The organism is Marinomonas sp. ATLA20 (assembly GCF_057180105.1).
This window is the reverse complement of record NZ_JBXUKU010000005.1, coordinates 251309-263065: the sequence shown is the minus strand read 5'-3', so window position 1 is coordinate 263065 and position 11757 is coordinate 251309. Positions and strand designations below refer to the sequence as shown.

Annotated in this window: 8 protein-coding genes; 1 reads left to right on the top strand and 7 read right to left on the bottom strand. The window is 42.4% G+C overall.

Annotated elements, in window-relative coordinates; genetic code table 11:
• Positions 1-35: 35 nt before the first annotated feature.
• The 7 genes from AC2A4J_RS10870 to AC2A4J_RS10840 all read right to left on the bottom strand — a co-directional run bounded on the left by AC2A4J_RS10870 (position 36) and on the right by AC2A4J_RS10840 (position 8522).
• The gene (locus tag AC2A4J_RS10870; RefSeq protein ID WP_484176009.1) at positions 36-1619 is read right to left on the bottom strand and encodes a hypothetical protein; all 1584 of its coding nucleotides are present in this window, start codon (positions 1617-1619) and stop codon (positions 36-38) included.
• A gap of 186 nt (positions 1620-1805) precedes the next feature.
• Positions 1806-4439, bottom strand: a complete 2634-nt coding sequence (pepN, locus tag AC2A4J_RS10865) for an aminopeptidase N (protein WP_484176008.1) — start codon at positions 4437-4439, stop codon at positions 1806-1808.
• Positions 4440-4452: 13 nt separating this feature from the next.
• Positions 4453-5277 carry a DUF2797 domain-containing protein gene (locus AC2A4J_RS10860; protein WP_484176007.1) on the bottom strand — a complete coding sequence of 275 codons (825 nt, stop codon included), beginning with the start codon at positions 5275-5277 and terminating at the stop codon, positions 4453-4455.
• Positions 5277-5558 carry a YeaC family protein gene (locus AC2A4J_RS10855; protein WP_114412007.1) on the bottom strand — a complete coding sequence of 94 codons (282 nt, stop codon included), beginning with the start codon at positions 5556-5558 and terminating at the stop codon, positions 5277-5279. The genes AC2A4J_RS10860 and AC2A4J_RS10855 overlap by 1 nt, the downstream gene beginning before the upstream one ends.
• Before the next feature lie 61 nt (positions 5559-5619).
• Positions 5620-6489: a rhomboid family intramembrane serine protease gene (locus tag AC2A4J_RS10850; RefSeq protein WP_484176006.1), complete on the bottom strand. Its 870-nt coding sequence runs from the start codon at positions 6487-6489 to the stop codon at positions 5620-5622.
• A 59-nt stretch (positions 6490-6548) separates the two neighbouring features.
• Positions 6549-7430, bottom strand: coding sequence for an NAD(+) kinase (locus tag AC2A4J_RS10845; RefSeq protein ID WP_484176005.1), 882 nt, complete (start codon positions 7428-7430; stop codon positions 6549-6551).
• Positions 7431-7562: 132 nt separating this feature from the next.
• A complete protein-coding gene (locus AC2A4J_RS10840) occupies positions 7563-8522 on the bottom strand; it encodes a 1-aminocyclopropane-1-carboxylate deaminase/D-cysteine desulfhydrase (RefSeq protein ID WP_484176082.1) in 960 nt (319 codons plus the stop codon).
• Between the two features lie 142 nt (positions 8523-8664).
• On the opposite strand from AC2A4J_RS10840, the gene ydiJ reads away from it, so the two are divergent.
• On the top strand, positions 8665-11739 hold the full coding sequence (ydiJ, locus tag AC2A4J_RS10835; RefSeq protein ID WP_484176004.1) for a D-2-hydroxyglutarate dehydrogenase YdiJ: 3075 nt from the start codon (positions 8665-8667) through the stop codon (positions 11737-11739).
• Positions 11740-11757: the final 18 nt, after the last annotated feature.

Genomic DNA, 11757 nt, shown 5'->3' with positions numbered 1-11757 from the left:
GTCAGCTTCGCTTTTATAAGAGTGCCACTATGGTATTAAGAGCTCAATTCTTGGTTGTTTTTTGATTTACCAATACGTCCGATAAGAAAACCACCTAATAAACCAAGCAAAATAGCGATCCCCCAATAACCGTACTTCTCAAACAAGTTTGTATTGATCAATGATAAAGTTTCATTCCCTCGGTATATTTGTCGTTGAAACGTTTGGTCTTGAAAGGTAATTTGCTGACTAACAAATAAATCCAGTTGCGCTTCTGGTTTTTCATTCAAACCCGCTACACGCCAGCGCCATTGTAAACGCCCATTTTGAACAACAGCACTAGCAACAGGATCACTGATCATTTGAATATCACTGTCAGTTACTAACTCTGCTTGATAGGCCTGCCCAGAAAGCGAAGGACGAACTTCTGCTGACACCAATATTTCAAAATTATTATGCAAGGCCATTTCATTTGGTAGCTGCCACTGCACATTTTGTAATGATGAGTTCATTTGTGCCTGAAAAGCTTCTATTGCTGCTGCTACGGTTATGCCACCGTTTTCATTAATTTCCAAGGCTTGTTGGGTGCCAGCCAAGCGAGCAGACAAAGCTTTGAGCTCTGCCTGGGTTTCAGCTAGCTCTTCACCTGCAGCGTTAAGTTGAGCCGTGAGCTCTGCATTATTTTTTTGCGCTTGAGCCAGCTTATTATCAAGGTCTTTCCAACGCGCTTCATAATCGGCCCCTTCATCAAGAGCGGCTTCAAGTTTTAAAATGTCAGTTTTATACTCTTCAATAAGCGACTTTTGTGCTGCTAATTGACCTTTTAAATTAGCCAATTCAATACGCATTTGCGTATTTTCTTTTGCGTAATTGACATCATCTTTTGCGAGCGGCAATGGTGCTTGATTAACTATTGGTTTAGCTGCTTCAGGCTGCTCTGCTCCAAGCGAACGAATCTTATCCCACAATACTTGATGTTGCGCGCGTGCGTCAGATAAAGCGCCACCCAAAATAAGGTTTTCTTTTTTCAGTGCGGTAAGACGTTGTTGATTGGCTTGATTATCCGCTTCTAAATTAGCGTATTTGCTTTTTAGTGCCGTGTTTTCATCCAACAAATCAAAATAGTTTTGCTTAAAGCCATCTTGCGTCGTTGGCATATTTTCTAAGCTAGACACTTGCTGCTTTAATGATGTGTTTTCATTCTCTAACTGACTAATACGACGCGTTAATAAATCATTATCTAATTTTAATGCAGCATAACGAGACTCAAGCGCTTCACGTTGTTTCTTTTGTTCTTCTAGAGCCACTAAAGATTTTGCGGTAGACGGTGCTTTTTGTAAGTCAGCAATAATAATATCTTTTTCATCAAGAGACTTATTTAATGAAACGAGCTTTCTTTGATTATCTAGCAATTGCTGTTGCAGTGAATCTATAAGAGAGTTCTTTGACTTCACTTCATTTTCTAATGCTATTTCTTTTGCGCTAACAACAGAATTTTGGCGTGGAGCTTGAGCAACAGAATCGGTAGGGCTTGCCGTTTGTTCAATGATCGAGTCCGACTGCTGGCGTGAAGAAGTCGTACACCCAGACATCATCAAGCCCAAGGCAATTGGAATCAAAATCGTCGTACGTGCTTTCATTTTTCGCTCCTTAAATAAACTCAAGGTCGACAATAGGTTACCTCTCACTTATGCCAGATTTATGTGTGAAATGCAAAGAAACAGTAAAGGCAAGATGCTTAATATTATCAAGTAAACAACAAAAAGCCCCCAAAGAAAAATCTAAGGAGGCTTTATATAAAGCTTTATTTAGCGGTTTATAATGGGTTAAGCAAGACTTTTAGAAATCACTTCATAAACATCTTTTGACAAATCTTCCGCCAAAATACGCTCTAATTCTACTTTCATTTTTGCGCTTAACTCAGGCTGCATTTTTTTCCAGCGAGTTAATGGCGTACAAAGTCTAGAAGCAATTTGTGGATTACGTTTATTTAGCACAATAATCTGATCAGCCAAGAAGTGATAACCGCTTCCGTCAGCGTTATGGAACCCCGCAACACTTTGACCAAAGCCCCCTAAAACAGAACGCACTTTATTTGGATTTTTCAGATCGAAAGCTGGATGTTCCATTAGCCCTTGAACTGTTTCTAAAGCGTTTTCTTGATCTTGGCTAGCACTTAACATCAGCCATTTGTTAACCACCAATGGTTCAGCTTTCCACTGCTCATAAAATGCAGATAATAGCTCTGCCGCCTGCTTGTGCTGTGAGTTAACAGCAATAGACAACGCAGCAAATTGATCAGTCATGTTATTGGCCGTGTGAAATTGCGAAACAACTTCTTGTTGAGCAAGCTCATTATTTGTCTCAACCCAGTAAGATAAAGCAATATTCTTAATGGAGCGATGCGCTATATCATTCGCTGTCGCTTGGTACTCACCTTGGGTTTTATGTTCGCGGTAAACGCGTTCAAAATCTGCTGACAATGCATTAGCCAATTGAGCTTTTAAATATTGGCGCGCTTGCTTGATTGCCGCTGGGTGAATAGGATTTGCTAGCTCAGACAAATACGCCTGACTCGGCAAGGCAAGAATTAAAGCAACCATAGCAGGATCTAGCGTTTCATCAGCTAATAAAGCTTTAAAGCCATTAACCAACTGTGAATCTATTGATAGTTCTTGCCCTTCAATTGCCTGATTGATCAACGTGGTTAGCTCATTAACTGCCAATTGTTGAGAGGCGCTCCAACGATTAAAACCATCCGAATCGGAAGACAACAGTAACAGTAGGTCTTTCGAAGAATAGTCGTAACGTAATTTAACTGGTGCCGAAAAGCCTCGTAGCAAAGATGGTACAGGCTTAGAAGTCAAACCGCTAAACTCAAATTCTTGCTCACTGGATGTTAGGTGCAGAACGTGATCTTCAGCCACAACACCGTTTATCTCAGAGGAAACGACAGTCCCCTGCTCATTAAGTAAACCAACGCGCACAGGAATGTGCAGTGGTAATTTTGTTGGCTGACCGGGAGTGGCTGGCGTATCTTGCTTCATCGCTAGACGATACGTACCCGTTGCTTCATCAAAACTGTCTGTCACTGTAACAATCGGTGTACCCGCTTGAGAGTACCAACGTTTGAATTGAGAAAGATCAAAACCAGAAGCATCTTGCATGGCAGCAACAAAATCATCACAAGTCACCGCTTGACCATCATGACGATCAAAATATAAATCTGAACCTGCTCTGAATTTTTCAGCACCTAACAAGGTATGAATCATACGAACAATTTCCGCGCCTTTCTCATACACGGTAAGAGTATAAAAGTTTGAGATTTCTATAAAAGAAGCAGGACGCACTGGATGCGCCATTGGGCCAGCATCTTCAGCGAATTGAGCCGTTTTCAGAAAAGAAACATCTTCAACACGCTTTACGGTTTCTGAATGCATGTCAGCAGAAAAGGTCTGATCACGGAAAACAGTAAAACCTTCTTTTAAACTTAGCTGGAACCAATCTCGACAAGTAACACGGTTACCAGACCAGTTATGGAAGTATTCGTGCGCAACAATGGCCTCTACACGCAAGTAAGTATCGTCGGTTGTGGTTTCTGGGCTAGCTAACAAACAAGATGAATTGAAAATATTCAATCCTTTGTTTTCCATGGCGCCCATATTGAAATCATCGACGGCAACGATCATGAAAATATCTAAATCGTATTCACGGCCATAGGTTTCTTCATCCCAACGCATAGAGCGTTTTAGCGCTTCCATTGCGTAATCGACTTTGTCGATATTGTGAGACTCAGTGAAGATTTGCAGTTTAATATCGCGCTTACTTTGCGTGGTAAATACGTCATTTTTTACTGCAAGATCGCCAGCAACCAAAGCAAAAAGATAAGCAGGTTTAGGGAATGGGTCGTGCCATACAACGACTGTCTTACCTTCATCTGTTTTTCCACGTTCAACTTCATTACCGTTAGAAAGCATTACAGGGTAACGAGATTCATCGGCAATAATGGTCGTGGTAAACACAGACATTACATCTGGGCGATCTAGATAATAAGTAATGTGACGAAAGCCTTCCGCTTCACACTGAGTACAAAACATAGAAGACGAGCGATACAAGCCTTCTAAACGTGTGTTGTTTTGTGGCTCAATCAAAGTTTCACAGGTCAAAATAAATTGATCTGCTGTGGCAGTAATGATCAGCTTGTCTTCACTTATGCGGTACTCTTCTGGTGGCAAGGCATAATCGTCCATGGCAACACCAATCAGCTTAACGTCTTCGCCGCCATCCAAAACTAGAGGCGCTGTCGATTTGCCAAATGCAGGGTTGCGACGCATATGTAGTCGTGAAGTAACAATGGTTGTCGCTTCGTCTAGATCAAATGTGAGTTCTGTTTTATCAATAAGAAAAGGAGGAACTGTATAATCTTTTAAATAAATCGCTGATGGCTGACTCTCTTTCATTTGTTCTTATCTCCTAGAATGTCAATGTCGCTTGGTAACCGGTGTATTTACGAATATTAATCACGCCCGTGTCTAGCATCCAATACTGGCCTTTTATACCCATCAAAACCCCTTCAATGTGCGGCGTTTTTTCTGCATTTAGACTGGTGATTTTGGTTGGGTATTCTAAAACTGGGTAGGTAAATTCATGAGTTTCATTTTCATCGGATAAATCGGTGATAGACTGCAAGCCAAACTCATGTTGCAAGGAGTCTAGGCCTTCATAAAGTCGATCTATTAAACGCTCTTGCTCTTGTTCAAGGTCCAATTCGACAGACGACCCTTTGAGCATATTGCGCCAATTGGTTTTATCCGCCACTTGGGTTTTAAATAAGGTTTCGACTAAACCAGACATCCTTCGGTTTTGTACTCTGAACAAGGCTCTAGCCTGGGTGGCACCCTGATCTATCCAACGCGTGGGTAATTGATCACCACGGGTAATACCTACTTTTAACGCCGAAGAATTGGCTAAATAAACATAATGACTCTGCATGCAATATTGCTCAGCCCATTCAGGCTCTCGGCATGTCCCTAGATGAAAGTGGCACTTTTCTGGACTCATGATGCAAGTATCGCAGGCGGCTAACTTTCGAAAGCAATTAAAGCAAAAGCCTTGGCTGAACGATTTTTTGGTCACCTTGCCACAATTTACACAATGAATCGTTCCATCAAGATGCAAAGAAACTTTTTTACCTAACAAATCGTTAACCAGTACACGATCACTTCCTAGGTTCAGATGATAATACACTTGGCCATCTCGAACCTCAGTCGACATTTTTTTAAGGTTACCCTGCAACATCAAGCTTGTCCCTCAGGACCATCGCCAACCCATTTAATGGTGTCTTGCTCTTTCGTTGGGTCTTTTTTGCCAACGTTTTTATGACCTGTGGTGTCGATGTAGCCAACACGATCTTTTTCTTCTTTATTGCTGTAGTCATAAGTAATAACAGCTTGTAGACATAATTCTGTTTGTTCTGGTGTCAATCTTACACCATTAGGCCATTTACCAAGCTCTACCGCTTGCTTCAGTTTGACATAAACTTCAGGCGACATATTGTCGATCATTTCTTTAAAATTCATTTTTGTATCTCCCTGCGCTGTAGCAGGCCAAGTCTATAGTTAAAAGATAAAGTTGATTGGACTAGTTTTGGCGATGTCTTGTCGCCAACCAGTAGATCACACCAAGTATTAGACCAGACAGTAAACCAATGGTATGGGCGGTATTGGCAATACTTCCAAGCCCTATCATTTCTGGGAAAGGTGTATAACCTACCCCTAACCAAATTATAAAAAACAGCATTAGCTGCTTGCTGATAATGATTGGCCAGCGCTTGTTTAAAATAGGTAAAAGCCAAGCAAAGCCAATTAAGCCGTAAACAACACCAGACAAGCCGCCAAATAATGGGTAACCGCTTATTTCGTATTGTAAGACGTTACTTAATACCGCAATAATGACAACCCCAACACTCCAAATAATCGACCCTAAAATACGCTCTAATTTACTGCCAACTTCCCAAATCCACAGTGTATTAAAAACAATATGTAGCACGCTGAAATGCAATAATGTAGGAGTGAAAATACGCCAATACTCACCTTTAGATAAAACTTCAGATAAATCATAAAAATAAATATGACCATTTCTAATATCAAATGGACTAATAGAAAAATAACCGACTGTTTTTATATCACTGCCAAGTTGAGTAATCACGGCGACCAATAAGGTTAACAGTAATAAGATTGTTGTCACTGGCGAGAGTTTGAACTGAGAAAGGATTCCACCTTTAGTTGCTGTTCCGGTCACCGCAGCGGGCTGAGCTTGCTGCAACAAAGCAGGATCACTCTTCCAAATAGTCATAAGTTGCTCAACGGTTGGCAACTGACTTGGATCCAATACCCACAACTCATTGTGCCCATCTTTGAAAATAATTTGATGCGCCACCTTATGATGCCACAAGGCCTCGGTTAACCCTTTAGGGTCTTCTGTTTCTTTGAACTGATAAACAAAATACATGCAGCCCCTATAAAGGATGTGTTTACAAAATAATAAAAACTTAACCAGAACCCAATATATTAAGGGCGATAACTGGATTGCCAGCCTAACTTATCACGACATACATTGTAGAAATCATGATTTTTAGGATGTATCAGTCGAATTCCACCCGTTTTTTTAGAGATGTGGATCTCATCTCCTGGTGCCGCAGTAATATTCAGCTGGCCGTCACAACTAACACTTGGGTAAGTGAGATTAGATTCACATACCACAATGCGTATATTCGCATTTGCGTCAATCACTATAGGTCTATTACTTAACGTATGAGGATGCATGGGCACTAGAACCAAGGCATCTAATTTAGGCAGCATAATTGGACCACCGGCAGACAGCGCATAAGCTGTTGATCCCGTGGGTGTGGCGACAATTAAACCATCAGATTTTTGGTTCATTACAAATTGATCGTCTATGAATAAGTCAAAACGAATCATTCGAGCAGATTTACCTGGGTGAAGAACCAAGTCATTAAGCGCAATGCCCTCGCCGCTAGGACGATTCTGACGCTTAATTTTCGCTTCAATCATAAAGCGCTTTTCTTCATGATATTCACCACGAAAAATAGGGTCTAATTCTTCTTGAAGATTGTGTGGCGAGATGTCGGTTAAAAACCCCAACGTACCTCGGTTGATACCTAATACAGGAATGTCGTAATTACAGATTGCTCTAGCAGCACCGAGGAAACTGCCGTCACCTCCCACTACCATGACCATGTCACAATGATCACCTAACTCTTTTAGTGCCGATGAGGCGACTTTCACACCAGGCATCATGGTTGCCAATTGGTCCTCAAGGACCGGTGCAATGTCTTTTTCTTGGAGATACTCCATCAGCTTCTTAACAGTATCAAGAATCTGAGGTTTATCTAATCGAGCAATAATACCAACACGTCTAAAAAGACTCATGTGTCATTCTCTTCCCGTCTATCGATGTAAACAAATCAACCCACTAAATTATATATAACGGTTTTTATTTTCATGTGGGTTTTACATAAGTTGGGCAACTTTAACATGAAGACGTCGACTATCGCCATCTCGTTAAGAGTACGTAAAGGGATTAGTATCTTTTGAAAACCCTCGCCAGCCTTGCAAACCACCAGTGTGAATGAATAATGTACGCTTATAAGGCCAACAGCCATTTTGCATTGCTTGAATAACCGCAAACATGCTTTTACTGGTATAAACAGGATCAAGTGGATAATTGGGGTTTGCACGGGCAAATTTTGATATGAAGGACTTTAGAGCTGGACTGTGTTTGGCATAACCACCTTCGTGACAATCGGCATGAAAAAATAACTTTGCATTTAAGCTCTCTTTCGACATTGACTCAGTGACTAGCTGACTCGCTAAATCTAAAATCAAATCTCGCTGAGCAGGCTCACCTTTTAACGCACTAAACACATGCAAATCCGGTGTTTGGTGACTCGCCAACATTCCAGCGGCTGTCGTGCCAGTTCCTGAGGACACAACCCATGCATCATAACTATCATCGATTGCACCAATATCATTCGCCCAGTCCCGACAACCCATTGCTCCAAGCCCCCCACCACCGCCTTCTGGAATCCAGTAAACATTTCCGTAGTGTTCATTTATCTCATTTACTATTTGTGAACTCATTCCAAGCCGATAATCTGATCTTGAAGAGGGCCATAATTCAACACCATTTTTGACCATATCCTTTAAAGTAGGAGTCAATTTAGGCTGTAACTCCCCCCGAACAACAGCAACGGCTTTAAAAGGTAAAGTTCTGAGTGTCATACCAAAAGCATGAAGATGATTTGAAAAAGGTCCACCAAAGGTCGCGATCACAGATGCGTTTTGTTTTTCAGCGGCTTTAAGATGATGTTGAAGTTTGTGCCATTTATTTCCCGGCGCATTCGGGTATTCGAGGTCACCGCGGTAGATATCTATCTCATACTGAAAATCTGAAGACTGAGCACCAGACGAAGAAAGAAAAGCTGGTGGAAGGACGATTGGCTGAATGCAAGACACAAACATACTCATTTGAAAAATTTACATGCTTACCATATTAACATGAGTTTAAAACCTGTTATCACACACTTTTTTCAACTCAGAAAAATCACTCTCATGGACGTTTGTTTGTTAAAATCTGCGCACTCATCATTTGTGGAGATGAAACATGATTCCAAAGCTTTCTGAAGTCTCGCCCATTCAGGCCAAATACCTTTCTTTCATAGAACGCCTGAAAGCTTCAGGATTCTCAGGAGACACCAATCCTGATTATGCCAACCGTGTGGTTCTTTCAACTGATAACTCCATTTATCAAGTCTTGCCTCAAGGGGTTATTTTTCCTAAGAACACCCAAGACATTCAGTTATTGGTGCAGTTATCCAACCAAGAAGAATATAACGATGTAGTGTTAAGCCCGCGAGGCGGCGGCACTGGTACTAACGGCCAGTCGTTAACCGATGGTTTGATGATTGATTTATCCAAGTACATGAATCGAATTCTGGAAATTAACGCTGAGGAAGGTTGGGCTCGTGTCGAAGCTGGCGTGGTTAAAGATCAACTTAATAAAGCGATTAAATCTCACGGCTTATTCTTTGCACCAGAGTTATCGACCAGCAACCGAGCGACTATTGGCGGCATGATCAACACCGACGCCAGCGGTCAAGGTTCGGTAATGTACGGGAAAACACGCGACCATGTTCTTGAATTGAAAACTGTGCTGTTAGACGGACATCTACTAGAATCAGCCCCCATTGATGATAAAACACTGGCCGACATACAAAGTGGTAGTGACTATTCCGCTCATGCGCACCGTATTGTCGATAGTATTCAAAAAAGCAAAGCTCAAGAGATCAAAGACACCTTCCCTGAACTTAACCGCTGTTTAACTGGCTACGACTTGGCTCATATTCGCACCGAAGACGGACAATTCAATATGAACTCGGTGCTTTGCGGATCAGAAGGCACCTTAGGTTTTATCGTCGAAGCCAAGGTAAATCTTTTGACTATTCCGACTTATGCGGCTCTGGTCAATATTCGCTATGACAGCTTTGAAGGCTCGCTTCGTCATGCACGTGAGCTGCTCGCCGCCAAGCCAACCTCTATCGAAACCGTCGACTCGAAAGTACTCGGTCTTGCAAAAGGCGATATCGTTTGGAATTCTGTTGCTGAATTTTTCCCAGAAAAAGTGGGAGAAAACATCCAAGGGATTAACCTCGTCGAATACACCGGCAATGATGAACAAGACGTAGCTAACAAAATCAAAGTTCTCACTGACAAACTTGATGCCTTAGTTGCGCAAGGCGGAAGCAGTACGTTGGGTTATACCATTGCCATGGGGCACGACAACGTTAACAAGCTCTGGGCAATGCGAAAGAAATCTGTTGGTCTGCTCGGTAACGCCAAGGGAGAGAGACGCCCTATTCCATTCGTTGAAGACACCGCCGTGCCACCTGAAAACCTTGCAGACTTCATTATGGAATTTCGCGCCGTTCTAGACAGCTATAAGGTTCAATATGGCATGTTCGGGCATGTGGATGCAGGTGTTCTGCATGTTCGACCTGCACTTGATCTTAAAGATGAATCCCAAGAGCCCATGATCCGCGAAATCACCGACAAGGTGGTTGCCCTTACCCAGAAATACAATGGCTTATTGTGGGGTGAACATGGCAAAGGGGTTCGTTCGGAATATTCTCCCGCTTTCTTCGGTGAGCTCTATCCCAGCGTTCAACAAGTGAAAGGCGCTTTCGATCCAAGAAACCAATTAAATCCTGGTAAAATCGCCACGCCGTTTGAACTCGGTGCGGATTTATTGAAAATAGATGCGGTCCCGTTACGTGGGCAATTTGACCGTCAGATTCCGCTTCAGAACCGTGATCAGTTTCAAGAAGGCATGTACTGTAATGGCAACGGCGCCTGCTATAACTTCGATCCCAATGACGCCATGTGCCCTTCCTGGAAAGGCACCCGAGATCGTCGTCACTCGCCAAAAGGTCGTGCCTCATTAATGCGCGAATGGCTACGTGGAATGAGCCAGCAAGGCGTTGATACGGTTAAAGCAAGCAAAGACGCCAAAGACAGTAATTTTCTTTTTAGCTTCTTTCCAAAGCTTAAAAACACGCTAGCGAAACATCGCGGAGACTATGACTTCTCCAACGAAGTACATGAATCTATGATGGGCTGCTTGGCGTGTAAGTCCTGTGTGGGACAATGCCCAATTAAAGTTGATGTACCAGAGTTTAGAGCGAAATTTTTAGAGCTTTACTATAGTCGTTACCTACGACCTACTAAAGATTACCTTATTGGTTCGCTAGAATTTATGATGCCAACCATGGCGATATTCCCGCAGCCATACAATTGGCTTGTTAGTCGCCGTTGGTTTAATCACTTCAGCAGCAAGTATATAGGTTTGGCTGACAACCCTAAATTGAGCACGCTCAACCTAAAGAAAGAAATGTCACGCCGTGGCATTCGTTTAGCAACACCACTGGCCATAGAATCACTAAGCCCAAAAGACAGGTCTCGCGCCGTCATCGTGGTCCAAGATGCTTTCACCAGTTATTTTGAAACCGAGTTGGTATTAGACACCATGGAAACCTTGAGTCGTCTTGGCTTCCAAGCGTATCTAGCGCCCTACATGCCTAACGGAAAACCCTTACATGTGCATGGCTTCATGAAAGCCTTTAACCGCACCGCGCGTAAGAACTTAGATATGTTACAAAGCTTGGCTTTCTATGGATTGCCCTTTATCGGCATTGATCCTTCGATGACGCTGACTTATCGAGCGGAATACACCAAAGCCTTTAGCGATACTCGACAAATCCCTAACATTCAACTGATGCAAGAATGGCTAATTAAGAAAAGTGCGCATCTTATTAAGCAACCTTTAATGTGCGATGACTCGACTTACCATTTAATGACCCACTGCACAGAAAAAACCAATGCGACAGCGTCAATTCAAGACTGGCAAAAAGTCTACAGCATTTTAGGACTTGAACTAAAAGTCGAAAACGTCGGTTGTTGTGGCATGGCGGGGACTTATGGTCATGAAACCGCCAATAAAGAAACCTCAAAAACCATTTATGACTTGTCTTGGAAAGAAAAAGTAACCGACCCTGGTTTACTCGGAAAGCTAGTGGCAACAGGATATTCTTGCCGTAGCCAAGCAAAGCGTTTTGATGATATTGCCATTCCTCATCCAGTGCAGGCAATCTTGAAACATCTCAGAGAAGCACGCGTCGAGTAATTTTAAACGCTTAAAGCT

Bases quoted from the DNA above. Each gene is read 5' to 3' on its own strand.
- AC2A4J_RS10870 (WP_484176009.1), bottom strand. From the start codon at position 1,619: ATGAAAGCACGTACGACGATTTTGATTCCAATTGCCTTGGGCTTGATG.
- pepN (WP_484176008.1), bottom strand. From the start codon at position 4,439: ATGAAAGAGAGTCAGCCATCAGCGATTTATTTAAAAGATTATACAGTT.
- AC2A4J_RS10860 (WP_484176007.1), bottom strand. From the start codon at position 5,277: ATGTTGCAGGGTAACCTTAAAAAAATGTCGACTGAGGTTCGAGATGGC.
- AC2A4J_RS10855 (WP_114412007.1), bottom strand. From the start codon at position 5,558: ATGAATTTTAAAGAAATGATCGACAATATGTCGCCTGAAGTTTATGTC.
- AC2A4J_RS10850 (WP_484176006.1), bottom strand. From the start codon at position 6,489: ATGTATTTTGTTTATCAGTTCAAAGAAACAGAAGACCCTAAAGGGTTA.
- AC2A4J_RS10845 (WP_484176005.1), bottom strand. From the start codon at position 7,430: ATGAGTCTTTTTAGACGTGTTGGTATTATTGCTCGATTAGATAAACCT.
- AC2A4J_RS10840 (WP_484176082.1), bottom strand. From the start codon at position 8,522: ATGTTTGTGTCTTGCATTCAGCCAATCGTCCTTCCACCAGCTTTTCTT.
- ydiJ (WP_484176004.1), top strand. From the start codon at position 8,665: ATGATTCCAAAGCTTTCTGAAGTCTCGCCCATTCAGGCCAAATACCTT.